Below are 24,347 nucleotides of genomic sequence, written 5' to 3' on the forward strand. Positions count from 1 at the left end.
TTATGGATACTGTTCTGAGCGTTCTCTCATCGGTCTTTTGGGGCCTGCTGATGCTTTCCGTCCTCGTGTTTTTGCACGAGGGCGGCCACTTTTTGGCGGCGCGTGCCTGCGGCGTCCGTGTGACCGAGTTCTTTTTGGGTCTGCCGTGCCGCTTTGACATCCATTACACGTCGCGTCGCATTGGAACCAAGTTTGGCGTGACCCCGCTGCTGCTGGGTGGCTACGCTGCCATCTGCGGTATGGATCCGACCGATGTTTCGTGCGCCGACCGCGTACTCGCGGCTATCTATCGTCATGGTCGCGTGACCGTGGCCGACCTTGCTGTCGAGCTCGAGCTTTCCGAGGAGGATGTGCTCGAGGCATGCGCCCTTTTGCTGGGCTGGGGCTCCATCGCGCCCTGGTATGAGGAAGGGGAGAAGCCCTCGCCGAGCTACTATCCCACCAAATATCAGACGTTGCCGCGAGACAAGGCAGGCTATACCACCTTTGATGGTCGCCGTTTCGATCGCGAACATGCGACTGCCGAGGGCGATGTGTGGGAGCTGCCGTGCGGCGAGGCCGAGTTCCTTGCGCAAGAGCGCTCGCACACCTATCTTGGCCAAGGCTTTCTCAAGCGCGCCTTTATGCTGCTCGCGGGCATTATCGTCAATATCTTGACGGGTTTTTTGCTCCTTATGAGCATCTATTCCATTGCGGGTGTCACCGTGCCGATGGATACCAACGTGATCGGTCAGGTTGACGAGGGGTCTATTGCCGCCAAGGCGGGTATCGAGGGCGGTGACGCGATCCTTTCGGTTGACGGTGTCTCATGTTCCACTTGGATGGATGTCTACGATGCCATCGGCAAGGCTGCCGGTAAGGACGATATCGCCATCGAGTACGAGCGTGACGGCAAGCAGCATTCGACCACGGTTGCGCTCAAAGAGGACGAGCGCCTAGGTGTGTATGCCTCTACGCAGGTGGTCCGTTTAGACCCCATCACGTCGGCTCGCCTGTCGTTCTCCTATGTCGTGCAGACAGCGGATGGCGTGATGCGCCTGCTCCAGCCGCAGCATACGATGGAGATTCTCGATCAGTCTTCTTCGATCGTGGGTATTAGCGTTATGTCCTCACAGGCCGCTGCTGCCGGCCCTGCCACGTTCCTTTCCTTTGCCGCCCTCATTTCGTTCTCGCTTGGCTTTATGAACCTGCTACCCATCCCACCACTCGATGGCGGCAAGCTGGTCATCGAGATCATTCAAAAGATTGCGGGCCGCGAGCTGCCGCTCAAAGTGCAGACAATCGTCAGCTATGTCGGCATCGCGCTCTTTGCACTGCTGTTTGTCTATATGCTTCGTTCCGACATCCTTCGATTTATTCTGTAGGGGAGTGTTTGGATTGTCTTTATCCCATCCTTTGCCTCGCGAGCTGACGCGCCCCGTGCATGTGGGCGGCGTGCAGATCGGTGGCGGCGCGCCGGTGGTGGTCCAATCTATGACCTGCACCGATACCGCCGATGCCCAGGCAACGCTTGCGCAAGTGCGCGCGTTGGCGCAGGCTGGCTGCGATATCGTGCGCGTGAGCGTGCCCACCGAGGCCGCGCTTGAGGGTTTCCGCACCATCTGTGCCGAGTCTCCGGTGCCGATTGTCGCCGATATCCACTTTAACCATAAGCTCGCCATTGGTGCCGTTGAGGCCGGTGCTGCCAAGCTGCGCATCAATCCCGGCAATATCGGCGATTGGGCCAAGGTTGACGCGGTTATCGATGCTGCGGGTGCCGCGGGCTGTGCGATTCGTATCGGCGTCAATGCCGGTTCGCTTGAGCAGGATATCGCCGAGCGCGACGACCTCACGCAGCCCGAAAAGCTCGTGATGTCGAGCGAGCGTTTCGTCAGGCGTTTTGAAGACCGCGGCTTTACGAACATTGTGCTTTCGGCCAAGGCCCATAGCGTGCAGACGACGCTCGATACCTATCGAGCCCTGTCGCGTGAGATTCCCCACGTTCCGCTTCACCTGGGCGTAACTGAGGCAGGTACCAAGCTGCAGGGCACCATCAAGAGCTCGGTGGGCCTTGGTATCCTGCTGTCTGAGGGTATCGGTGACACCATGCGCGTCTCGCTCACGGCCGATCCGGTTGAGGAGCCGCCGGTCGCCTGGGGAATTCTACAGTCGCTGGGCCTGCGTCGCCGTGGTCCCGAGATTGTCTCGTGCCCCACGTGCGCCCGCTGCCAGGTTAACCTCATTCCCATCGCCGAGGAGGTCACCGAGCGGCTTAAGAACTATTCCGCGCCGCTTTCGATTGCCGTCATGGGATGTGCCGTTAATGGCCCCGGTGAGGCTTCTGATGCCGACCTGGGCGTTGCTTGCGGACGTGGTCAGGCCTTGCTCTTTTCGCATGGCCAGATCATTGGTAAAGTAGCTGAGGACCAAATTGTCGACGCGCTTATGGCCGAGGTCGACAAGCTTATTGAGGAGAAGTAAATGACTCGAGCAATGTATATGTCTAAGCTCTATGCGCCGACGCTTAAAGAGGATCCGGCGGACGCTGAGCTCGCCAGCCACCGCCTGTTGCTCCGTGCCGGCATGATCCGCAAGGAGGCCGCCGGCCTGTATTCCTATCTGCCGCTTGCTTGGCGCTCGATCCGCAAGATTGAGAACATCGTGCGCGACGAGATGGACGCTGCCGGCGCCCAGGAGCTTATGATGCCCATCATGGTCGATGCCGAGCTGTGGCGTGAGTCCGGCCGTATCGACGCCTATGGCAAGGAGCTTGTGCGCTTTGACGATCGTCATGGTCGCGAGTTCGTCCTGGGCCCCACGCACGAGGAGACCGTCACGGCCCTAGTGCGCAATGAGCTGCGCTCCTATAAGCAGCTGCCCGTCAACCTGTACCACATTCAGGACAAGTTCCGCGACGAGTTCCGCCCTCGCTTTGGCCTGATGCGCGGTCGCGAGTTCATCATGAAGGACGCCTACAGCTTCTCCGCCACGCAGGAGAGTCTGCAGGAGGAGTACGACAAGATGAAGCAGGCCTACGCCAACATCTGCGAGCGCTGCTACATCAAGGCTCTGCCCGTTGTCGCCGACTCCGGCGAGATCGGTGGCGATACCTCCGTCGAGTACATGGCTTTGGCCGACGCCGGCGAGGCTTCGCTGGTCTACTGCGACGATTGCGGCTTTGCTGCCGATGACGAGGCGGCAAGCACCAAGGTCGTCGTGACCGAGGGCCCCGGCGACGGTACGCTCACCAAGGTCGAGACTCCGGGCATGGGCACCATCGAGGCCGTTGCCAAGTTCTTTGGCTTCCCCGAGAACGGTACGCGAAAGTCGCTGGCGTTGATCGATGCCGAGGGCAAGCCAGTCGTGGCCATTGTCCCGGGCGACCACGAGCTCAATGACTGCAAGGCCGAGCACGTCTTTGGCAAGGGCTATCGCATGATGACCGACGAGGAGCTCCAGACCTACGGTCTGCACAAGGGCTTTATCGGACCGGTTAACTTGCCCGAGGGCATCCGTCTGGTGTGCGACGAGAGCCTGCGCGAGTCCAAGCAGTGGGCCTGCGGTGCCAACGAGGTCGATTATCACTTTACCGGTGCCTGCCCCGAGCGCGACTTTACCGTCGATGAGTGGGCAGATCTGGTCACCGTCGTTGCCGGCGATCCCTGCCCGCACTGCGGCAAGCCGCTCTCTGCTGCTCGCGGCATCGAGGTCTCGCAGGTCTTCCAGCTGGGTACCAAGTATTCCGAGGCCATGGGCGCCACCTTTATGGACGAGGACGGCAAGGAGAAGCCGCTTATCATGGGTTGCTACGGCGTGGGCGTGTCCCGCTCGCTTGCTGCCGTCGTGGAGCAGCACAACGACGAGCACGGTATCGTCTGGCCGGTCTCCGTTGCCCCGTACGAGGTCGCGGTGATTCCGCTCGATCCCAAGAAGGAGGAGTGCGCAACCGTCTGCGACCAAATCGTCGAGGGCCTGTGCGCCGAGGGTATCGAGGTTGTCGTCGATGACCGTGACGAGCGTCCCGGCTTTAAGTTTGCCGATAACGACCTCATGGGCTTCCCGTATCAGGTCGTTCTGGGTAAGCGCGGCCTCAAGAATGGTACTGTGGAGCTCAAGGACCGTGCCACGGGCGAGCGTGAGGACGTGGCGATCGACGAGGTCGTCGCCAAGGTTGCCGAGCTTGTTAAGGCGGCCCGCCGTTAATCGACGATTTCGCTTGTAGTTCGATATACGGGACGGCCCCACATTTCTCCAGATCGGGGAGATGTGGGGCCGTCCTTTTATCTTGTGGCATCCTCGATATCTAAAAGGAAAACCCCACAGCCCATATGAGCTGCGGGGTTTTCTTGTGCCTCCGATGCGAAATAAATCGCTCAGATATTACTGATAATCGACGACGTCGATCCAGTTCTTCAGGAACTCATCGTTCACGTTGCGCTTACGAGCGAGCTCGGAAGCGGCGACGATGCTCGTCCACTGACGCACGACCTGCATGGGCATGTCGGCGCGGTCGCAGTAGAGCTCCAGGTAGGCCTCAGCCTGGTCCTTGCTGTTGAGGGCGAAGAGCAGGTAGGTGGTGGCAACGTCGGCAGCAGGGGAGCCCTGGGTGGCGTGTGCCCAGTCGCACACATAGAGCTGGCCGTCGTCGCCGACGATGACGTTGGAGGGGTTGAAGTCGCCGTGGCAGACCTTGAACTCCTTGGTCATGCCGTCCAGACGCTCCTGAAGGTTGTAGCGCGTGGTGGCATTGAGCTGATCAAGGCTGTCGATCATGCGGGCGAACTTGTCGCGCTGACGGTTGAGCAACGGGGAGGTGTAGCCGTGGATCTCGATCTGGAGGTCGACGAACATCTCGAGATACTCACCAAAGCGCTGGGGCTCGGCAGTCATCTTCTCGGCAAGGGTGGTGCCCGGAACCTTCTCGGTCACGAGCGCCCAGCCGTTGGCGTTCTCGAGCTGGGAAACCTCGAGAGCCTTGGGGCTGCGGATGCCGCACTCATTGATGCGGGCAAGATTCAAAGCCTCGTTGAACACGTCGGAGACAGGCTTGGTCTCGTTAAAGACCTTGACAATCTTGTCGCCCAGGTCGTAAACGACCTTGTTGCCACGGCGGACGAGCTCGGTCTTGGAATCGGGTAGCAGCATGGTTGCATCCTTTCAACGATGCGATAGAAGCGACGGCGGGGGGGGGTGAAACACCCGTGCACCCCCGCCGTTAAAAACCGTGCTAAAACTAGCAGACGGCGTAGTCCTGAGGCTCGCGGCCGTAGTAGGCGTCCAGGTAGAGCTCCTTGATCTCGCTCATGAGCGGGTAGCGCGGGTTAGCGCCGGTGCACTGGTCGTTGAATGCCTGCTCGGTCATCTCGTCGAGGGTGTCGAGGAAGTACTGCTCGTCAACACCGTAGTCGGCGATGGTCTTCTTGACACCGATGAAGTCCTTGAGCTCCTCGAGCTTCGTGATGAAGTTCTCGAAGACCTCCTTGTCGTCCTTGCCCTCGATGCCGCAGTACTTGGCCATCTCGGCGTAGTTGTGCAGCGCGTTGGGGTAAGGATACTGGGAGAACGTGCCCATCTTGACGGGAGCCTCGGCGGCGTTGTAGCGCATAACGCGGGTCAGGATGACGGCGTTGGCGAGGCCGTGGGGCAGGTGATGGAAGGCGCCGAGCTTGTGAGCCATGGAGTGGTTGAGGCCCAGGAAGGCGTTGGCGAAGGCCATACCGGCCATGCAAGAGGCGTTGTGCATCTCCTCGCGTGCATGCGGGTCCTTGGCGCCGTTCGTGAAGCTGGAGGGCAGGTTCTCGAAGACGAGCTTAGCAGCGCGCTCGGAGAGGCCCTTGGTGTAGTCGGAAGCCATGATGGAGACGTAGGACTCGATGGCGTGGGTCATGACGTCGATGCCGGAGGCAGCGGTCAGGCCGCGCGGGGCGGTCATGCAGTTGTCGGCGTCGACGATAGCCATGTTGGGGAGCAGCGCGTAGTCGGCGAGCGGCCACTTGATGCCGGTCTCCTTGTCGGTGATGATGGCAAACGGCGTGCACTCGGAGCCGGTACCCGAAGAGGTCGGGACGGCGACGAAGTAGGCCTTCTTGCCCATCTCGGGGAAGGTGAAGATACGCTTGCGGATGTCCATGAAGTCCATGGCCATGTCCTCAAACTTGCACTCGGGGTGCTCGTACATCATCCACATGATCTTGCCGGCGTCCATAGCGGAGCCACCGCCGACGGCGATGATGACGTCCGGCTCAAAGAGAGCCATCTGCTTGGCGCCGCGACGTGCGCACTGCAGCGACGGATCGGGCTCGACGTCGTAGAAGCAGTCGTGAGCGATGCCCATCTCGTCGAGCTTGGCCTCGATGGCGCGGGTGTTGCCATTCTTGAAGAGGAACTGGTCAGTGACGATGAAGGCGCGCTTCTTGCCCATAACGTTGCCCAGCTCGTCGAGGGCGACGGGCGTGGAACCCTTCTTGAAGTAGACCTTCTCGGGAGCGCGGAACCACAGCATGTTCTCACGGCGCTCGGCCACAGTCTTAACGTTGATCAAGTGCTTCACCCCAACGTTCTCGGAGACGGAGTTGCCGCCCCAGGAGCCGCAGCCCAGGGTCAGAGACGGCTTCATGCCAAAGTTGTACAGGTCACCGATGCCACCGTGCGAGGACGGGGTGTTGATGACGATACGGCAGGCCTTCATGACGTGCTCGAATAGGCTGATCTTCTCGGCCTGGGCGGGGTGCACGTACAGAGAGGCGGTGTGGCCCGGGCCACCGGCGAGCACCAGGTGCTCGGCCTTGTCGACGGCCTCCTGGAAGTCCTTGGCGTGATACATGGCCAGGACCGGGGAGAGCTTCTCGTGGGAGAACTCTTCCTTGGCGGGGTCGGTGGAGGTGACCTCGGCGATCAGGATCTTGGTCTTGGCGGGAACCTCGATGCCGGCGAGCTCGGCGATCTTGGCGGCAGCCATGCCGGGAATGCGGTGATCGAGGGCGCCGTTCTTGAACATGGCGGCACGCAGGGCCTCCATCTCGGCACCCTGCTTGACGAAATAGCAGCCGCGCTTCTGGAACTCGGCCTTAACCTGGTCATAGATGGTGTCGATGACGGTCACGGACTGCTCGGAAGCGCAGATCATGCCGTTGTCGAAGGTCTTGGAGTGGATGATGGAGTTGACGGCGAGCAGCACGTCGGCGGTGTCGTCGATGACGACCGGGGTGTTACCGGCGCCAACGCCCAGGGCGGGCTTGCCCGAGGAGTAGGCGGCCTTGACCATGCCCGGGCCACCGGTGGCGAGGATGATGTCGACGTCGCGCATGACCATGTTGGTTAGCTCGATGGAGGGGACATCGACCCAGCCGATGATACCCTCGGGGGCGCCGGCCTTGACGGCGGCGTCAAGCACGAGCTTGGCGGCGGCGATGGTGCACTTGGCGGCAGCCGGGTGCGGGGAGATGATGATGGCGTTGCGGGTCTTCAGGCTGATCAGCGTCTTGAAGATCGCAGTGGAGGTGGGGTTGGTCGTCGGGATGACGGCGCCCACGATACCGATGGGCTCGGCGATCTTGGTGATGCCATAAGCCTCGTCGCGCTCCAGGACACCACAGGTCTTGGTGTTCTTGTAAGCGTTGTAGATGTACTCTGCGGCGTAGTGGTTCTTGATGACCTTGTCCTCAAGAACGCCGCGGCCGGTCTCCTCGATGGCCATCTTCGCCAACGGGATACGAGCCTTGTTGGCGGCCATGGCGGCCTCATAGAAGATCTTGTCGACCTGCTCCTGCGTGTACGTAGCAAAAAGCGCCTGGGCCTCTCGCATCTGAGCGAGCTTAGCCTCAAGCGCCTCTACGTTGTCCACAATTGCGGGAGTAGTGTTTTCCGGTGACTTTTTCACCATTTGTGTCTCCTTGCGATCGGAGATTTACCCTACGTCTTGCATGATAGCAAGAAATAATTCGGTAAACGGTAAGATTCCCGTAAAAGGCATACTAAAACGTTTCAATCAACTGAAACGTTTCAACTATAAGTATCTGCCTATTGCATTGCCCCGCTCATTGGGGACAGACTTACATGAGTGCTTTCACTCATTTGTGACAGACATGGATTTGTCATTTTGCCGTTCTGGGCCTGTTTTTGGCGCAGATTGGATATAAATAGGTCACAGGCTCAGCATTTCGCGTTCCTTCTCTCCTTTTAGGTGTTGCCTGTACGGCTTTGAAAGGAGAGACCATGCCCCGATGCGCCCGCGAAATATCGCTCACCGGCTATTACCACGTCTTTGACCGCGGCAACTCCAAACAGATCATTTTTGAAGATGATTCCGACCGCTATCGTTTCTTATCGGACATCTCAGACAGGTTTGCGTGCCATGACGTGGCGGTGTTGGCCTGGTGCCTTATGGATAATCACTTCCATTTGATGGTTGATGACCCATATGACAACCTTTCAAAGGCAATGCAGTGCGCGCTGACGGCCTATGCCAAGTATTTCAATGGAAAAACGGAAAGAACGGGTCACCTGTTTGATAATCGCTATTCGCGGATCGCGGTCGAGTCGGACACGCAGGCGGTGCAGTTGCTCGATTATATCCATCTCAATCCTGTGAAAGGTGTGCTCGACTCGCTCGATGCCTACCGCTGGTCAAGCTACAAGGCATACCAGCTGGGATACGATCCCTTTGATATCTGTGACGCGGCTCCTATGCTCGATATTGTCGGAGGCTCTCGTTGCTATTGCGAGCATCTCGAGGAAGTTGCCGGGCGCATCTGGTCAGTGGAGATTCTTCCGCGCCGACGGATCCCCGATGAGGACGCCCTTTCCGTTGCGCGCGAAGTTTTGCCGAGCATGGATCCTGCGCTGCTCAAGGCCCTGCCACGCTCCGAACGTGATGCCTGTCTGCTGAGGCTCAGGCGGGCACATCTCACGGTCAAGCAAATTGCCCGTATCACCGGTATCGGCGCTACAAGCGTGACCAAGGCCACTGTAGGCTGGAAGGAGGCAGCGTGAGGTAGGGGCCGAACCGCAGTCGGCATGCGTTACGTCTGTCCCCAATGCGTGAAAACACTCATGTAAGTCTGTCCCCAATGAGTGCAAAAAGGCGCCCTCCGTGGGGGAGGACGCCTTTGGTAAGTTCTATATGAACGCGAGGTCTTTGACCCGGAGAGTCCGAGGTACTTGTTGGTAAGACCTTATTTAGGAGCGCGCAACCTTGCCGGACTTGAGGCAGGTGGAGCAAACGTTCATCTTGCGACGGTGACCATCGACGACGACGTAAACGCGCTGGATGTTGGGGCGGAACTTACGGTTGGTGACGCGGTGAGAGTGGCTGATGGAGCGACCGGCAACGGGGTGCTTACCGCAAACTTCGCAAACTTTGGACATAACTGACCCTCCTTGGGCGACAAACGAACATGTCGCGTTAACAAACAAGCCTGAACTATAGCACAGAAGCAGCTCCCTGTGCGTAATCTACACAGAGATATTCCTCTTTTGGCGATAGTGCTCACGCCACGGCCCTGGACGTAGATCCGATTTGCGTGCAGCAGAGGGGATTATGCCAGCTCGTGCGTGCGTTTTCAAGCTCGTCCCACAAATATATATAGGTTTATGGAGCATTGGGCTCCGTTTACGGATTGTTCTGTATTTATGCTCGCAATTAAGCTCGAGGTTGGCTACACTATCCCTTGACCATTAAAGGGGTACGAGATACCCACATGGAATTACATAGCTGCCGAAGAGCAGCCCTTCCTGTGGGTGTCTGGTCCGCTTTAAGCGGTCGGGCATCTATTTTTTTGACTGTGTCAGCAGTCAAGACATGTGAGGAAGGAGATCGATGGGCACGACTTCCCCCAAGGCGGTCATCATGGACGAGACCGCCGTCAATCGAGCGATGACCCGCATCGCGCACGAGATTCTCGAGCGCAACGAGGGCTGTGAAGACCTCGCTCTGGTCGGCATCGTCACGCGCGGCGACCTTCTGGCAAAGAAGCTCGCCGAGGAGATCAAGGAGATCGAGGGCGTCGACGTTCCGCTCGGCAGCCTGGACATCAGCTTCTACCGCGATGACTATGCGACCAATTTCGCTCCCGCGATCCACGCTACCAACATTCCCTTCAGCGTCGACGGCAAGCGCGTCGTGCTGGTGGACGACATCCTGTATACGGGCCGTACTATCCGCGCCGCTCTGGACGCCGTTATGGACCTGGGCCGTCCGAGCCGCATCGAGCTGGCAGTTCTCGTTGACCGCGGTCACCGTGAGCTCCCCATCTCGCCGGACTTTGTCGGCAAGAACGTTCCCTCGTCGCATGAGGAGAATGTGCACCTATATATGAAGGAAGTCGACGGCCACACCGCCGTCGAGATTAACGACGTCGCGCCGGGTTCCCACGTGGGCTCCGCGCCGCTGGGAGGTGAGTAGTACCGTGGCGTTCAACCATAAGCACCTGATCGACATTACCGAGTACTCCGAAGAGGACATCAAGCTCATCCTCGAGACCGCCAAGGCGTTCTCTGAGGTCAACGAGCGTGCGATCAAGAAGGTCCCCACGCTCAAGGGCAAGACCATCGTCAACATGTTCAACGAGCCCTCGACGCGCACCCGCAGCTCCTTCGAACTCGCCGAGAAGCGTCTTTCGGCCGACAGCCTCAACTTTGGCGGCTCCTCGACCTCCACGGTCAAGGGCGAGAGCCTCGTCGACACCGTCGAGACCCTCAACGCCTACAAGATTGATTGCATCGTCGTTCGCGATAAGCACGCCGGTGCTCCCTACATCGTCACGCAGAACTCGCCCGCGAGCGTCATCTGCGCCGGCGACGGCAAGCACAACCACCCCACGCAGGCCCTGCTCGACCTGTACACCATCTGGGAGCACAAGGGTGACTTCCACGGTCTGAAGGTCGCCGTCGTCGGCGATATTGCGCACTCCCGCGTGTGCGGCTCGCTGATCCCCGCACTTAAGATCATGGGCTGCGAGACCTACGCCGTCGCCCCCGGCACGCTGCTGCCGCCGGCGCCCGAGGTCCTGGGCTGCGACCACGTGACGAGCGACCTCGATTCGGTACTCCCCGAGCTGGACGTCGTCTACATGCTGCGCGTGCAGCAGGAGCGCCTCGAGGGTGCCCCGTTCCCGACCATTCGCGAGTACCACAAGCTCTTCGGCCTGACCAAGGACCGCGATAAGCTCATGAAGCCCGATGCGATCATCTGCCACCCGGGCCCCATCAACCGCGGCGTCGAGTTCGACTCCTATATGGCCGACCACCCGCAACGCTCCGTCATCCTGGAGCAGGTCTACGCCGGTATCTGCGTGCGTATGGCTATCCTGTATCTGCTGCTTGGAGGTGCCGATAATGGCCTTGCTTCTTAAGAATGCCCACGTCGTCGATCCGTCCGTCGAGCTTGACGGTGTCGTCGACGTCCTGATCGACGGTGACAAGATCGCCGAGGTCGGCGAGAACCTCGCCGCCGAGGGAGCCGAGGTCCGCGACCTTTCCGGCAAGTATCTCGTCCCCGGCCTGGTGGATATGCACGTGCATCTGCGCGAGCCTGGCTACGAGGTCAAAGAGGACATCGAGAGCGGCACCCGCGCTGCTGCCAAGGGCGGCTTCACCGGCGTGTGCGCCATGCCCAACACCGACCCCGTTACCGATAACGGAACCGTCGTTGAGTTCGTCAAGTCCCGCGCTGCCGAGGTCGGCCACTGCCGCGTCTATCCTTCTGGTGCTATGACTCGCGGCCTTAAGGGCGAGGCTATGTCCGAGATGGGCGATATGGTCGCCCACGGCGCCGTCGCCTTCACCGATGACGGTCGCGGCGTGCAGGGTGCGGGCATGCTCCGTCGCTGCATGGACTACGGCAAGATGTTCGGCAAGGTCTTTATGAGCCACTGCCAGGACGAGGATCTGGTCGGCCACGGCCAGATCAACGAGGGCAAGGTCTCGACCCGTCTGGCCCTCGAGGGCTGGCCGGCTGCCGGCGAGGAGCTCCAGATCGCCCGCGACATCGAGATCGCCAAGCTGACTGGTGCCAAGCTGCACATCCAGCACATCTCCACCGCCCATGGCCTGGAGATCGTGCGTGCCGGTAAGGCCGCTGGCGTTCAGGTTACCTGCGAGGCCACCCCGCACCACATGTTCCTGACCGAGAACGACCTGGACGAGACCTACAACACCTCTCTCAAGGTCAATCCGCCGCTGCGTACCGATGAGGACGCTGAGGCAATCCGTCAGGGCGTCATCGACGGTACCGTCGACGCTATCGTCACCGATCACGCTCCCCACACTCCGTGGGAGAAGGCCCGCGAGTTCGAGCTTGCGCCCTTCGGCATGATCGGCCTCGAGACCTCGCTGTCGCTCGTGCTCACCGAGCTGGTCAACACGGGCAAGATGAGCATGGGCCGCATGGTCGAGCTCATGGCCATCAAACCGCGTGAGATCCTGGGCCTCGACCAGGTTCAGGTCAAGGCGGGCTCCGTTGCCGACCTGACCGTGTTCGATCCCGCTGCTACCTGGACGGTCGGCGAGGACGGTTACGAGTCGCGTGCCGAGAACTCCGGTTTTGCCGGCCGCACGCTCACCGGTCGTGCCACCGATGTGTTTGTCGGCGGCAAGCAGACGCTCGCCGACGGCTGCATCTGCTAGCATAGCCTTATCGCTTTTGTGCGCGGCGCCCTTGCGGTGCCGCGCTTTCTGTTCGCCTGAACCATGCAACCGCATGGGGGATTGGAGCGTCTATGCCCACACCTTCCACTGCACGCATGCACGACTTCGAGGTCGTCTCGAACCAGGAGATCGCCGACGGCATCTTCTCGCTCGTAATCTCGGCCCCCAAGCTTGCAAGTGCGCTCAAGCCCGGTCAGTTTGTGAACATTGCCGTGCCCGGCGATGCCTCCTCGCTGCTTCGCGTGCCCCTGAGCTTCTATCGCGCCGACGCCGAGGCCGGCACCGTCGAGCTGTGGTACGCCGTCGTGGGCGACGATACCCGCCGTTTGTCCCAGATGGGCCCTGGCTCCACCTCTAACCTGTTGGGCCCCGGTGGCCGTGGCTGGATGGTACCCGAGGGCACCAGGAAGGCACTGCTCGTCGCCGGTGGCATCGGCGTTCCGCCTGTGCTGTGTCTTGCCGGCATGCTTGCCGAGCAGGGTGTTGATGTGGACGTGTGCCTGGGCTTTGGCACCGCTTCCAAAGTCGTGGGTGTCGATGAGTTCCGTGCGCTGGGCGCCACGGTTAACGTGTGCACCGACGACGGTTCGCTCGGCACGCACGGTTTTTGCACCGATCCGGCAGCCGAGCTGCTTGGCGAGGGCGGCTACGACTACGTCGCCAGCTGCGGCCCCGCTGTCATGATGAAGAAAGTCGCCGCCGCTGCCGCCGAGGCCGGTGCGTACTGCGAGGTGTCGCTTGAGCGCATGATGAGCTGTGGCTTTGGCGCCTGCAACACCTGCAATGTCGAGACGGTCGACGGTATGAAGGGTGCTTGCATGTGCGGCCCCGTGTTCGATGCTTCCAAGGTGGTGGTCTTCTAGTGGGTACCGTTAACATGGCCGTCGATTTCGGCGGCGTCAAGATGCAGAACCCCATTAACACCGCAGCCGGTACCTTTGGCTACGGTTGGCAGTTCCAGAACTTCTTTGATGTTTCCCAGCTGGGCGCCATCACCACCAAGGGTTGCGCTGCCGAGCCCTGGCCCGGCAATCCCGCGCCCCGCATGGCCGAAATTCCCGGCGGTATGATCAACTCCGTGGGTCTTCAGAACCCCGGCGTGGCCGCCTTTGCCCGTGAGTCCGGCCCGTGGCTCGAGCAGCTGTCCAAGGACGGTTGCCAGGTCATTTGCCAGGTTGCCGGGCACTCCGTTGATGAGTTTGTGCGCGCGCTCGAGATGTATGTCGAGCTATGCCCCTGGGCTGCCGGCTACGAGATCAACGTGAGCTGCCCCAACATCGCCGCCGGCGGTGCCGCCATGGGCTCTACGCCCGAGGGCGCCTCTTCCGTCATGGCCGCCTGCCGTATGGTGACCGATAAGCCGCTGTTCGTCAAGATGGCTCCGGTTAACGTCGCCGAGATTGCCAAGGCTCTCGAGGCTGCCGGCGCCGACGGCCTTTCGGTCATCAACTCCATCCAGGGCATGGCCATCGACGTCCATACCCGCAAGTCCCGCGTGGCCAAGCCCAAGGGCGGCCTTTCGGGCCCGCTGTGCCACCACATCGCCGTGCGCATGGTCTGGGAGGTTGCCCAGGCCGTCGATATCCCCATCAACGGTGTCGGCGGTGTCATGACTGGCGAGGATGCGGCTGAGTTTATCCTGGCCGGCGCCACCTGCGTGTCGGTCGGCATGGCCAACTTCGTCGATCCGTGCGCTTCGCTTAAGATCGCGCATGAGCTCGAGGCCTGGGCCGAGTCCCAGGGCGTAAAGGACATCAACGAGCTGGTGGGTGCTTTCGAATGCTAGAGAATGATGCCCGCGACCGTGTTATCGTCGCCCTCGACTGCGACCGTGAGCGCGCGCTCGAGCTCGCCCACGAGCTTTCGGGCCATGCCGCCTGGCTCAAGGTCGGCATGACGCTCTATTACGCTGAGGGTCCCCAGATCGTCAAGACCTTTAAGGACCTTGGCTTTAAGGTCTTCCTCGACCTTAAGTTCCATGACATTCCGCATCAGGTGCGCGGCGCTGCCCGCTCGGCCTCGCTTGCTGGTGCCGACCTGCTTTCGGTCCACGGCCTGGGCTCGGGTGCTATGCTCGCTGCCTGCCGCGAGGGTGCCGAGGAGGCGCGTGAGGACCGCGCCAAGCTCGTCGCCATCACCGTGCTCACGAGCATGAATCAGGATGCCTTGAGCGAGATCGGCGTCGAGTCTCCCGTGGCCGAGGAGGCCGCCCGCTTGGCAAAGCTTGCTCAGGCCAATGGCATCGATGGCATCGTGTGCTCACCGATGGAGGCTCACGACATGCGTGAGCTGCTGGGTCCTGATGCCCTGATCGTGACTCCGGGTGTGCGTCCGGTGGGTGCCGCCCTTGGTGACCAGTCCCGCGTGGCGACGCCTTCCCAGGCTATCGAGCGTGGCGCAAGCCACATTGTGGTGGGCCGTCCCATCACCGGTGCCGACGATCCGGTTGCCGCCTTTGACGCCATCGTCGCCGAGCTGGTCGAAAACGTCGCGTAAAAGATTCCCCTAAGTCACCACTTTTGGGTCTCATTAGCACAAAATAGCCCCTGTGCCTGCGTAAACTTTCCCATCCTTTGTGTGGAATCGCAGGTCAGGGGCTTAACTTTGGGCGCAGTATATTGCACTTTTTGCGGGTATCGTCTAACCTATGGAGCCGCGATTAGGCTTTTTGTGCGTTCTACGTGCTAAAATGCCAATTATTGAATCAGATATAACCCAACTATTTGGAGGTACGAATGGCACTCCCTCAGCTTACCGACGTGCAGCGCAAGCAGGCTCTTGAGAAGGCTGCTGCCGCACGTCACGCCCGCGCTGAGCTTCGCGAGCAGATCAAGAAGGGCGAGAAGTCCCTCGAGTCCGTGCTCAACTCCGATGACCCCATCGCTTCCCGCATGAAGGTTTCCACCCTCATCGAGTCTCTCCCCGGTTATGGCAAGGCCAAGGCCGCCAAGATCATGGAGGAGCTCGGTATCTCCGCTACTCGTCGCGTCCAGGGCCTCGGTGTCCGTCAGCGCGAGCAGCTCCTCGAGCAGCTGACCAAATAAGTGAGCGCTCAGGATTCCAAGCTCTTTGTGATTTCTGGACCGTCAGGCGCAGGCAAGGGTACGCTCGTCACTCGTGTGCGCGAGCGCCGCTCGAACCTGGGTCTGACGGTTTCGGCTACCACGCGAGCACCACGCAAAGGTGAGGTCGACGGCGTCAACTACTTTTTTCTGACGCGCGAGGAGTTCGACCGCCGCGTGGCAAACGGTGAGTTTGTTGAGTGGGCCGAGGTCCACGGTAACTGCTACGGCACGTTGGTGAGCGAGGTCACATCCAAGCTCGCCTCGGGCTCGTCTCTGATTTTGGAGATCGATGTCCAGGGCGCCCTGCAGGTGAAGGAGCGTTTCCCCGAGGCCGTGCTGATCTTTATCAAGCCGCCTTCGCTTGAGGTGCTCCGCGAGCGTCTAGTCGGTCGCGGTACCGAGACGCCCGAGACGATTGAGCTGCGTATGGCAAACGCCGCCGATGAGCTTGCCCTTGCCGACCGCTACGACGACGTCGTGGTGAATGACGATCTCGACCGCGCGACCGATGAGCTCGTTCGCGTTCTCGATATGCATGAAAGGATCTGAGGTCCGTGTCCGTTGTAAAGCCTTGCATTGACGATCTTCTGGAGAAGACCGATCACAACCGCTTCCTGCTCGCTTCGCTTGCCTCCAAGCGCGCCTGCGACATCAATAGCATGCTGCGTGGCCAGCACAACCGCGTGCTTGCCGTCCAGGATGTCGATGACATCACCATCGGGCTTTCCGGTGCCGATACCATCTCGATGGCTATGGACGAGATTGTCGACGGTGACATCTCTTACGACGAGGCTCGTTACGAGAAGGCGCTTGGCCACAAGGTTGCTGAAGCCTAAATGGCGGCTCGCGTCTGCCTAGTCCACTATCACGAGGTTGGGCTGAAGGGCAAGAACCGCGCACATTTTGAGCATATCCTCATGGATAACATCAAGGCGGCCTTGGCCGCCTTTTCCGTGAATGCCGTGTCTCGAATTTCCGGTTATATCCTCGTGACCTTTAACGAACATCAGGCCGACGAGGCGGCGCGTGTCATTCGCACCGTTCCCGGCGTTGCCCGTGTGTCTTTGGCGTATCACACCAACCGCGACCCGCAGGAGTACTGCGCCGCCGCCGTGAAGGCGCTGCGCGAGTTTGGTTCCTTCGATTCGTTTAAGGTGCACGCCAAGCGCTCCAATACTGACTATGAGCTCACCTCGATCGATATCAATCGACAGGTTGGCGAGGTGCTGTGTGAGGCGTTTCCCGATAAAAAGGTCCAGATGCACGACCCCGACGCGATGGTGCACGTTCTGGTGGTTCAGGGTAGTGTCTACGTGTATGCGCGCTCCGAGCGCGGCGTTGGCGGCCTTCCGGTGGGTTCTGCCGGCAAGGTCGTGACGCTGCTGTCGTCGGGTATCGATTCTCCGGTGGCGACTTGGATGCTCGCGCGTCGCGGCGCGGTCTGCGTGCCGGTGCATTTCTCCGGTCGTCCGCAGACGCCCGATACGAGCGAGTATTTGGTGCAGGATATCATCCGTGCGCTTGAGCCGGGTGTCCAGATCGGCCGCCTGTACGTGGTGCCGTTTGGCGACTGCCAGCGTGAGATTTCGGTCACCTGTCCCAGTAACCTGCGCGTGATCATGTATCGCCGCATCATGTATTCGGTTGCCGAGCGCATTGCACACATCGAGGGTGCCAGGGCCATCGTTACGGGCGAATCGCTTGGGCAGGTTGCCTCCCAAACGCTTGAGAACATCATGGCCGTCAACGAAGCCGTGAAGATTCCCGTGTTCCGTCCTCTCATCGGTTCGGACAAACAGGAGATCATCGCACGCGCCGAGGAGATCGGTACGTTCGATATCTCGACTGAGGCCGCTCCCGACTGCTGCACGCTGTTTATGCCGCGCCGTCCCGAGACGCACGCTAAACTCGATGCCGTGCATGAGGCCTGGAAACTGTTTGATCATGAGGAGATGATTGAGCGTCTGCTCAAGCAGACCGAGTACATCGACTTCGAGAGCAACACGTACAAGGCCCCTAAGACCTTAAAACGCAAACATTCTGAGCTTGCTCCGCGTGAGATTTACCAAGATCACGAGTAAATTTGTGCATAGACCGACGATGCGCCTGCATCGTCGGTCTTTTGCTATCTGGGCATTTTGCGGCTAAGTGTTCATTTGCTGACGTGTGCCTGAATAAACGGGCACATTTGCGCAAGGTTTTGGTTAACTTTTGGTTTGACCGCGAAAACCGGCGTGGGCGTGCGGAGGCTGCGGCGTTCGTTTCCTGACACGATGGTGTTGGGAGGTGTTTGCTATGGCGCAGCGCGAGCAACACGAACGGGTTAAACGGATGGACCGCTGGGCAGAAAAGCTGCTCGGCCACAAGGCGATGGTCCTGGCGATTCTGGTTGTCATTGCCGCCGCGAGCGGCTTGGCGATAGCAGGTTTTGGTGGCCACTCCAGCGACGTGTCGTTTGAACGTAGCGATGAGGCGGGCGCCTCGGATGTGCGCGGGGCCGGGGATGCGTCACCTGACGATGCCGATGAGTCGTCTGACAAGAGCTCTTCTGCTGCCGAGGTGTACGTCGATGTTGATGGCGCCGTTGTGAGGCCTGGCGTTTACCGGCTCAAAGATGGAGCACGGGTATCCCAAGCGATCGACGCCGCCGGAGGGCTTACGGCCGAGGCGGATGTGACAGGGCTTAATCGCGCGTCCAAGATCACGGATGGACAAAAGATCTATGTTCCGGCGGTGGGGGAGCAACAAGCGGCTGCGGCGGTCGGCGGGGGCGAAAGCGGTGCCGCCGCGACTTCTGGTGTGGGGTCTTCGTCGGGACTCGTGAACATCAATACGGCAAGTGCGGCGGAGCTGCAGACGCTTTCGGGCATCGGGCCTTCTATGGCTCAATCGATTATCGACGAGCGGACGCAAAACGGGGCTTTTACCTCGGTCGATGACCTCATGCGCGTGTCGGGAATCGGCGAGAAGAAGCTTGCCAAAATCAAAGATTGCATCTGCGTATGAGTGCGACCGAGCGAGAGCACGTGATGCCTCCGCGGCCCCTGATTCCGTGGACGATGGCCCTGTGTGCCGGCATGTGCGTGAGCTGCGCCTTGGTGCTCAGCATAGCCGCTGATGCGCTGCTGAGGGGGCGGGCGACGGCGGTCGGGCCGCTATGGGCCATTCCCGTTGCGGCAGCGGTTTTCGTTGTGCTGGCTCACTCTTGTGCGAGGCTTGCCCCTTTGAAGCGGTGGCTGTATGCCGCGTCCGTCGGTCTCGTGGCGGGTGCGGTCGTTTCGGCGTGGTGGGCCGTGGGTGCGCTCAACGCCTCGAAGACGCTCGACGGTCGAGCGGCAAGCAGTCTCGAGTTTGTCGTGCAGGGTGACCCATCCATAAATGACGACGTGTATTCCTATACCTGCGAGGCACGCTCGGACGGTAAGAACTTGGCAACGGTTCGCCTATCGTGTGACCGTGAGTTCAAGGTCGGGGCGCACGTGCGTGTTATCGGTCGCGTGTCACGTTTTGAGAACGATGCGTATGGACGATCGCGCGTGCTTCGAGGCGAGGTGCGCAAGGTTAAAGCCGTTCGGATTGTGTCGGTCGATGAGGGTTCTCCGAGGCCGCTGCTTCGGCTGCGAAATGGGCTGCTTGCGTCCATCGCGCCTGCGACCGACCCGGCGCGTGCGCTCATAGCCGGTGTCGTCTGCGGTCGTTCGGCCGAGCTGCGCGCCCAGCCGGCGGGCGACTGGTTTTCGGTGACGGGAACGGCGCATCTTATCGCAGTCTCGGGCAGCCATTTGGCTATCGTGGGGTTTGTAATCGAGGGTGTATTGCAAAAGACTCGGTGCTCACGTGGTCTTCAGCGGGCGATATTGGCGATAACGCTTGTGGGCTACGCTGCCTTTACGGGCGCGTCTCCCTCGGCCGTGCGCGCGTGCTGCATGGTGTTCGTGACGCTTGTCGTAAACGGCGCGGGGCGTCGTCGGCACGGCCTTTCGGCACTCTTCGTAACCATGTCCATCTTTGTGCTACTGCGGCCGACGGTGCTGTTCGAGATGGGCTTTCAGCTTTCATGCGCCAGCGTCTTAGCCATTCTGTGTTTTTGTCCCTATGCGACCTACGCGTTGGGTGAGCTAGGTGTGCCATCGGGCGTTGCCAGCGTGCTTTCCGTCACGCTGTGCTCGCAACTGGCGACACTTCCCATTACCATTCCTGCCTTCGGTACATTCTCGCTCATTGCTCCGTTGGCAAATGCGGTCATCGGTCCGGTGGTGAGCGTTCTGCTCGCTGTGTCGATCGCGCTGGCTCCCTTTTCGCTCGTGGGACCGTTGCGGACTTGGGCGCTCGTTGTGCCCATGATTGCCGCCCGTTGCGCGCTGTTCTTCGAGCAGCTGTTTGCCGCCGTGCCGGGTGCATACGTGAGCGTGCCGCCCGATAGCATGTGGATTTACCTAGTGCCGTGTTTTCTGGCGGTTCTGCTGGTCTGGTGGCCGCGTCCCCGTGCACGTCCTATGGCGGTGGGGCTTGCATGCCTGATGCTCTTGGCTGCGATTCCGTACGTCTATTGGGATCGATTCGCTCCGCCTTCGGTGACGGTGCTCGATGTGGGCCAGGCCGATGCGATTCTTATCCGCCAAGGCGGCGCAGTAGCTCTCGTCGACTGCGGGCTCGACGAGCGTGTGGTTGCGGCGTTGGTTCGCAATAACGTGCACCATATCGATGCCGTCTTTGTGACGCATTGGGATGAGGACCACTGGGGTGGTTTGCCTGCCGTGCTCGAACAGTTTTCGGTCGGAACGATTGCCGTGGCGGCGGATGCGCTGGAGGATGCTCCTGCCGAGGTATTGAACCGACCTGGCGTGGAGTATCGGCAGGTGCGCCGTGGGGATACGGTCGACATCGGCTCATTTTGCGCTCGCGTGATGTGGCCATTCGAGTTCGTGGATGGCGAGGGAAATGAGGACTCGCTTGTCCTGCTGCTCTCTTATGTTCAGGAAGGCAAGGGCCTGCGAATACTTCTCACCGGTGATGCCGAGCTCGACCAAGAGCGGGAATTCGTGCAGGAGGTGGGGGATATCGATGTCCTTAAACTTGGGCATCACGGCTCCAAGGTTTCAGTCGATGGCGAGTTGCTGGACGTCCTGAAGCCCGAGCTTTCCCTCGCAAGCGCCGGTGAGGGGAATCGATACGGCCATCCGTCCGATGCCTGCATCGATGCCGTTAAGGAAGCGGGTGGTGTGTTCGCGTGTACCATCGAACACGGCGACATTACCGTCACACCGACTGCGAATGGCTTTGCGATGCGATGCCAGCGACCGTGACGACGTCGTTGGCGTGTGGTGGGCCCCTGGGCTAGAATGGCACGGAACGAATACGAAGGCCTGCGGGAGGGGAGCGCAATGTCCGAAACCGGTTTGCTGCCGGCATATCTGATCGTCGGTACCGACGGAGTCAAGCGCGACCACGCCGTCTCGCGTATGAAAGCGCGTCTGGAAAAATCGGGTATGGTCGAGTTCAACCTCGACGAGCGAGACATGACCAAGGACCCCGATATCGAGTCCATTATCGGATCGCTTAACACCTTTCCGATGGGCAGCGAGTTTCGTCTGGTAATCCTCGATGGCTGCTCAAAGCTCGCCAAGGCGGTCTCGGAGCCGCTCGTTGGGTATCTGGCGAGTCCCAGCCCAACAACGGTCTGCCTCATCATCGCTGACTCACTTGCCAAGAATACGCGCCTGTATAAGGCAATCGCCAAGATCGACAAGAAGGCTATCGTCGATTGCTCGGGTACCAAGCGCTGGGAACTGCCGCGCCGTGTTCAGCAGATGGCGACGCAGCGCGGTAAGTCGATTTCGACGGCGGCCGCCGAGGAGCTCGTCTCGCGTTCGGGCGAAAACACGCGCATGCTCGATAACGACTTGGCCAAGCTTGCCCAGATGGTCGAGTCGCCCCAGATTGAACTTGCCGATGTTGATCGCTGGATTGTACGTACGGCCGAGGTCCAACCCTGGGACTTCCTCAACGCCGTCTCGGCTCGCGATATGCGGCGTTCGCTCGAGCTCTTTAAGCTCCTGCCCTCCAAGAGCTACGTGTGGACTTACACATTGCTGTGCGGTCGCATTCGCGAGCTGATCGTCGCCAAGGCGCTCGACGCGCGTGGGCAGGGTCGCGAGCTGGCCGCAACGCTCAAGCTCCAGTCCTGGCAGGTCAAGAATCACCTTACCTGGGCGCGTCGTTTTTCGATGACCGAGCTCGTCGCAGCGCTCGAGGGTGCCGTTGATGTGGAGCTCGCGCTCAAGGGTTCGGCCGATTCTCAGACGGCGCTTTTGCTCTGGATTACGAACATCTTGAGAAAATCGTGATGATACCTGCCTATTTGACAAATTCGTTCTATCCCTTTGAGAGGGAGCGTGCTATAGTAGGCGCTTGCATGACCTCACCGTGTCTCAGAGGTGTCATACATTTTTTGCAAGGAACTCGAAAGGAACTCCAGAAGTGGCAAACATCAAGTCTCAGAAGAAGCGTATCCGCACCAATGAGGCAGCTCGCATGCGTAACAAGGCTGTCAAGTCCGAGCTCAAGACGCTGACCAAGCACGTCCAGTCCGCCGTCGCCGAGGGCGACGCCGAGAAGGCCCAGGCTGCCCTCAAGACCGTCACCAAGCGTCTCGACATGGCTGCCGCCAAGCATGTTATCCACAAGAACCAGGCTTCCAACCGCAAGTCCGGTCTTGCCAAGCTCGTGAACAGCATCAACGCCTAAGTTGTAAATTTCACACCACACAGATTACGCGCATAAATGGAGCCTGTTTTATGGAACAGGCTCCATTTTTTGTACCGCTCGGGTAAGATAGTCCGCATGAATACTTCAATTGACATTTCCCACATCCGCAACTTCTCGATCGTTGCGCATATCGACCATGGCAAGTCCACGATCAGCGACCGCATCCTCGAGCTCACCCATACCGTCGACGAACGCGACATGGAGTCGCAGCTGCTCGACACCATGGATATCGAGCGCGAGCGCGGCATTACGATCAAGTCCAATGCCGTCCGCGTTTCCTATGACGCCGACGATGGTGAGACGTATCAGTTCAATCTGATCGATACGCCGGGCCACGTGGACTTTACCTATGAGGTCTCGCGCTCGCTGGCAGCCTGTGAGGGCGCGGTACTCGTTGTCGACGCCACGCAGGGCGTCGAGGCGCAGACCGTTTCCAACGCGACGCTCGCCATGAACGCCAATCTGGACATTGTGCCGGCCATCAACAAGATCGACCTGCCCTCGGCCCATCCCGATGAGGTTAAGACCGAGATCGAGGATGACCTGGCGATCCCTGCCGATGATGCTGTGTGCGTCTCGGGCAAGACCGGCGAGGGCATTCACGATCTGCTGGAGTCCATTGTCTTTTTGATTTCGCCGCCTAAGGGCGATGCAAACGCTCCGCTCAAAGCGCTCATTTTGGATTCGTACTTTGACGAGTATCGCGGTGTGGTGGCTACGGTGCGCGTCTTCGATGGTTCCATCAAAAAGGGCGATACGCTGCTTATGATGCAAGCCAAGGGCGACTTTTTGGTCGACGGCGTGGGCGTCAAGCGTCCTGCCGAGACCCCGGTCGACGCGCTGACGGTCGGCGAGGTCGGATATGTGGTCACGGGCTTGAAGGATCCCGAGGCCGTTCGCGTGGGCGATACCCTTACGTGGGCGTCGAACCCCTGCCCCGAGCCGCTTCCCGGTTATCGCGAGGCCAAGCCCATGGTCTATACGGGCCTGTTCCCGATCGACAACAAGGACTACGAGAACCTGCGTGACGCGCTCGATAAACTGCACGTCAACGACCCGTCGTTGGTGTGGGAGCCCGAGACCTCGGTGGCGCTCGGCTTTGGCTTCCGCGTGGGCTTCCTGGGCCTGCTGCACATGGAAGTCGTCAAGGAACGCCTGGAGCGCGAGTTCAACCTGGACCTCATTGCCACGAGTCCCTCGGTTGACTATCACGTCTACAAGACCGACGGCGAAATGATCGATGTCCGCAGTCCGCAGGACCTTCCCGAGGCCACACGCATCGATCGTATCGAGGAACCCTACCTCAAGGCAAAGATCATCTGCCCGCCTGAGTACACGGGTGCCGTCATGCAGCTCGCCATCGAGCACCGCGGCGTCACAACCGACATGATCCACCTGACGAGCAAATCGGTCGAGATGCGCTTCGATATGCCGCTCGCCGAGCTCATCTTGGACTTCTTCGATCAGCTCAAGAGCCGCACCAAGGGCTATGCCTCGCTCGACTACGAGTTCAACGAGTACCGTCCCTCCGAGCTCGTGAAGCTCGAAATTTTGCTTTCGGGCGACGAGGTGGACGCGCTTTCGTTTATCGTCCATAAGGACAAGGCATATGGCCTGGCCCGTGGCCTGTGCGACAAGCTCAAGGAGATCATCCCGCGTCAGCTGTTCGAGGTGCCCATCCAGGGTGCTATCGGCAACAAGATCATCGCCCGTTCCACCGTCAAGGCGCGTCGCAAGGACGTTCTTGCTAAGTGCTACGGCGGCGATATCTCGCGTAAGCGCAAGCTGCTCGAGAAGCAGAAAGAGGGCAAGAAGCGTATGAAGGCCATCGGATCGGTCGAGGTCCCGCAGGAGGCGTTTATGGCGATCCTCAAGGTGGACGAGTAGGTC

The 24,347-nt window shown here is 60.1% G+C and carries 22 protein-coding genes; 19 read left to right on the forward strand and 3 right to left on the reverse strand.

Features of this window, described 5'->3' with window-relative positions; all coding sequences use genetic code 11:
* Window positions 1-2: 2 nt before the first annotated feature.
* From DXA43_RS03915 to DXA43_RS03925, 3 genes are read left to right on the forward strand one after another with little or no spacing between them, the layout of a single operon-like run.
* Complete coding sequence (locus DXA43_RS03915; RefSeq protein ID WP_117564266.1) at window positions 3-1,364, forward strand: RIP metalloprotease; 1,362 nt, start codon at window positions 3-5, stop codon at window positions 1,362-1,364.
* A 13-nt stretch (window positions 1,365-1,377) separates the two neighbouring features.
* Entirely contained in the window at window positions 1,378-2,460 is a 1,083-nt protein-coding gene (gene ispG, locus DXA43_RS03920) for a flavodoxin-dependent (E)-4-hydroxy-3-methylbut-2-enyl-diphosphate synthase (RefSeq protein WP_117806309.1), read from the forward strand.
* Window positions 2,461-4,182: a proline--tRNA ligase gene (locus tag DXA43_RS03925; RefSeq protein WP_233502546.1), complete on the forward strand. Its 1,722-nt coding sequence runs from the start codon at window positions 2,461-2,463 to the stop codon at window positions 4,180-4,182. It abuts the gene before it with no gap.
* A 177-nt stretch (window positions 4,183-4,359) separates the two neighbouring features.
* On the opposite strand, the gene DXA43_RS03930 is transcribed toward DXA43_RS03925, so the two are convergent.
* On the reverse strand, window positions 4,360-5,124 hold the full coding sequence (locus tag DXA43_RS03930; protein ID WP_006236119.1) for an aminoglycoside phosphotransferase family protein: 765 nt from the start codon (window positions 5,122-5,124) through the stop codon (window positions 4,360-4,362).
* 88 nt (window positions 5,125-5,212) lie between these two features.
* Window positions 5,213-7,861, reverse strand: a complete 2,649-nt coding sequence (gene adhE, locus DXA43_RS03935; protein ID WP_117797767.1) for a bifunctional acetaldehyde-CoA/alcohol dehydrogenase — start codon at window positions 7,859-7,861, stop codon at window positions 5,213-5,215.
* Window positions 7,862-8,193: 332 nt separating this feature from the next.
* Between adhE and DXA43_RS03940 the strand changes: the two genes are divergently transcribed.
* On the forward strand, window positions 8,194-8,970 hold the full coding sequence (locus tag DXA43_RS03940; protein WP_117806310.1) for a transposase: 777 nt from the start codon (window positions 8,194-8,196) through the stop codon (window positions 8,968-8,970).
* 186 nt (window positions 8,971-9,156) lie between these two features.
* Here the strand turns inward: DXA43_RS03940 and rpmB are convergent, their stop codons facing one another.
* Window positions 9,157-9,345, reverse strand: coding sequence for a 50S ribosomal protein L28 (gene rpmB / locus DXA43_RS03945; protein WP_022094725.1), 189 nt, complete (start codon window positions 9,343-9,345; stop codon window positions 9,157-9,159).
* 451 nt (window positions 9,346-9,796) lie between these two features.
* Here rpmB and pyrR point away from each other — a divergent pair, with 451 nt between their 5' ends.
* The 15 genes from pyrR to lepA all read left to right on the forward strand — a co-directional run bounded on the left by pyrR (window position 9,797) and on the right by lepA (window position 24,344).
* A complete protein-coding gene (gene pyrR, locus DXA43_RS03950; protein WP_006236123.1) occupies window positions 9,797-10,381 on the forward strand; it encodes a bifunctional pyr operon transcriptional regulator/uracil phosphoribosyltransferase PyrR in 585 nt (194 codons plus the stop codon).
* Between the two features lie 4 nt (window positions 10,382-10,385).
* Window positions 10,386-11,330 (forward strand): aspartate carbamoyltransferase catalytic subunit, encoded by a 945-nt coding sequence (locus DXA43_RS03955; RefSeq protein ID WP_117806311.1) that lies wholly within the window; start codon window positions 10,386-10,388, stop codon window positions 11,328-11,330.
* Window positions 11,314-12,603, forward strand: a complete 1,290-nt coding sequence (locus DXA43_RS03960; RefSeq protein ID WP_117806312.1) for a dihydroorotase — start codon at window positions 11,314-11,316, stop codon at window positions 12,601-12,603. Before DXA43_RS03955 ends, DXA43_RS03960 begins: the two co-directional genes overlap by 17 nt.
* A 116-nt stretch (window positions 12,604-12,719) precedes the next feature.
* Window positions 12,720-13,487: a dihydroorotate dehydrogenase electron transfer subunit gene (locus tag DXA43_RS03965; protein ID WP_117806313.1), complete on the forward strand. Its 768-nt coding sequence runs from the start codon at window positions 12,720-12,722 to the stop codon at window positions 13,485-13,487.
* Window positions 13,488-13,501: 14 nt separating this feature from the next.
* Window positions 13,502-14,410: a dihydroorotate dehydrogenase gene (locus DXA43_RS03970; protein ID WP_199580523.1), complete on the forward strand. Its 909-nt coding sequence runs from the start codon at window positions 13,502-13,504 to the stop codon at window positions 14,408-14,410.
* Window positions 14,404-15,120 carry an orotidine-5'-phosphate decarboxylase gene (gene pyrF / locus DXA43_RS03975; protein WP_117564271.1) on the forward strand — a complete coding sequence of 239 codons (717 nt, stop codon included), beginning with the start codon at window positions 14,404-14,406 and terminating at the stop codon, window positions 15,118-15,120. The genes DXA43_RS03970 and pyrF overlap by 7 nt, the downstream gene beginning before the upstream one ends.
* A 239-nt stretch (window positions 15,121-15,359) precedes the next feature.
* The gene (gene mihF / locus DXA43_RS03980) at window positions 15,360-15,668 is read left to right on the forward strand and encodes an integration host factor, actinobacterial type (protein ID WP_117806315.1); all 309 of its coding nucleotides are present in this window, start codon (window positions 15,360-15,362) and stop codon (window positions 15,666-15,668) included.
* Window positions 15,669-16,238 (forward strand): guanylate kinase, encoded by a 570-nt coding sequence (gene gmk, locus DXA43_RS03985; RefSeq protein WP_099431806.1) that lies wholly within the window; start codon window positions 15,669-15,671, stop codon window positions 16,236-16,238.
* Window positions 16,239-16,243: 5 nt separating this feature from the next.
* A complete protein-coding gene (locus DXA43_RS03990; protein ID WP_035138532.1) occupies window positions 16,244-16,525 on the forward strand; it encodes a DNA-directed RNA polymerase subunit omega in 282 nt (93 codons plus the stop codon).
* Window positions 16,526-17,770, forward strand: coding sequence for a tRNA uracil 4-sulfurtransferase ThiI (thiI, locus tag DXA43_RS03995; RefSeq protein WP_117806316.1), 1,245 nt, complete (start codon window positions 16,526-16,528; stop codon window positions 17,768-17,770).
* A gap of 214 nt (window positions 17,771-17,984) precedes the next feature.
* Entirely contained in the window at window positions 17,985-18,695 is a 711-nt protein-coding gene (locus DXA43_RS10435) for a ComEA family DNA-binding protein (RefSeq protein ID WP_117806317.1), read from the forward strand.
* Window positions 18,692-20,995 (forward strand): DNA internalization-related competence protein ComEC/Rec2, encoded by a 2,304-nt coding sequence (locus tag DXA43_RS04005; RefSeq protein WP_117806318.1) that lies wholly within the window; start codon window positions 18,692-18,694, stop codon window positions 20,993-20,995. Before DXA43_RS10435 ends, DXA43_RS04005 begins: the two co-directional genes overlap by 4 nt.
* 78 nt (window positions 20,996-21,073) lie before the next feature.
* On the forward strand, window positions 21,074-22,036 hold the full coding sequence (holA, locus tag DXA43_RS04010; protein WP_117800128.1) for a DNA polymerase III subunit delta: 963 nt from the start codon (window positions 21,074-21,076) through the stop codon (window positions 22,034-22,036).
* A 133-nt stretch (window positions 22,037-22,169) separates the two neighbouring features.
* The gene (gene rpsT, locus DXA43_RS04015) at window positions 22,170-22,436 is read left to right on the forward strand and encodes a 30S ribosomal protein S20 (RefSeq protein WP_022094714.1); all 267 of its coding nucleotides are present in this window, start codon (window positions 22,170-22,172) and stop codon (window positions 22,434-22,436) included.
* A 96-nt stretch (window positions 22,437-22,532) separates the two neighbouring features.
* Complete coding sequence (gene lepA / locus DXA43_RS04020; protein ID WP_117806319.1) at window positions 22,533-24,344, forward strand: translation elongation factor 4; 1,812 nt, start codon at window positions 22,533-22,535, stop codon at window positions 24,342-24,344.
* Window positions 24,345-24,347 lie beyond the last annotated feature (3 nt).

The sequence above is a fragment of the Collinsella sp. OF02-10 genome (assembly GCF_003463445.1).
Classification (GTDB): Bacteria; Actinomycetota; Coriobacteriia; order Coriobacteriales; family Coriobacteriaceae; genus Collinsella.

Bases quoted from the DNA above. Each gene is read 5' to 3' on its own strand.
- DXA43_RS03915 (WP_117564266.1), top strand. From the start codon at position 3: ATGGATACTGTTCTGAGCGTTCTCTCATCGGTCTTTTGGGGCCTGCTG.
- DXA43_RS03925 (WP_233502546.1), top strand. From the start codon at position 2,461: ATGACTCGAGCAATGTATATGTCTAAGCTCTATGCGCCGACGCTTAAA.
- DXA43_RS03930 (WP_006236119.1), bottom strand. From the start codon at position 5,124: ATGCTGCTACCCGATTCCAAGACCGAGCTCGTCCGCCGTGGCAACAAG.
- adhE (WP_117797767.1), bottom strand. From the start codon at position 7,861: ATGGTGAAAAAGTCACCGGAAAACACTACTCCCGCAATTGTGGACAAC.
- DXA43_RS03940 (WP_117806310.1), top strand. From the start codon at position 8,194: ATGCCCCGATGCGCCCGCGAAATATCGCTCACCGGCTATTACCACGTC.
- rpmB (WP_022094725.1), bottom strand. From the start codon at position 9,345: ATGTCCAAAGTTTGCGAAGTTTGCGGTAAGCACCCCGTTGCCGGTCGC.
- pyrR (WP_006236123.1), top strand. From the start codon at position 9,797: ATGGGCACGACTTCCCCCAAGGCGGTCATCATGGACGAGACCGCCGTC.
- DXA43_RS03960 (WP_117806312.1), top strand. From the start codon at position 11,314: ATGGCCTTGCTTCTTAAGAATGCCCACGTCGTCGATCCGTCCGTCGAG.
- DXA43_RS03965 (WP_117806313.1), top strand. From the start codon at position 12,720: ATGCACGACTTCGAGGTCGTCTCGAACCAGGAGATCGCCGACGGCATC.
- DXA43_RS03970 (WP_199580523.1), top strand. From the start codon at position 13,502: ATGGCCGTCGATTTCGGCGGCGTCAAGATGCAGAACCCCATTAACACC.
- pyrF (WP_117564271.1), top strand. From the start codon at position 14,404: ATGCTAGAGAATGATGCCCGCGACCGTGTTATCGTCGCCCTCGACTGC.
- mihF (WP_117806315.1), top strand. From the start codon at position 15,360: ATGGCACTCCCTCAGCTTACCGACGTGCAGCGCAAGCAGGCTCTTGAG.
- thiI (WP_117806316.1), top strand. From the start codon at position 16,526: ATGGCGGCTCGCGTCTGCCTAGTCCACTATCACGAGGTTGGGCTGAAG.
- DXA43_RS10435 (WP_117806317.1), top strand. From the start codon at position 17,985: ATGGCGCAGCGCGAGCAACACGAACGGGTTAAACGGATGGACCGCTGG.
- DXA43_RS04005 (WP_117806318.1), top strand. From the start codon at position 18,692: ATGAGTGCGACCGAGCGAGAGCACGTGATGCCTCCGCGGCCCCTGATT.
- holA (WP_117800128.1), top strand. From the start codon at position 21,074: ATGTCCGAAACCGGTTTGCTGCCGGCATATCTGATCGTCGGTACCGAC.
- lepA (WP_117806319.1), top strand. From the start codon at position 22,533: ATGAATACTTCAATTGACATTTCCCACATCCGCAACTTCTCGATCGTT.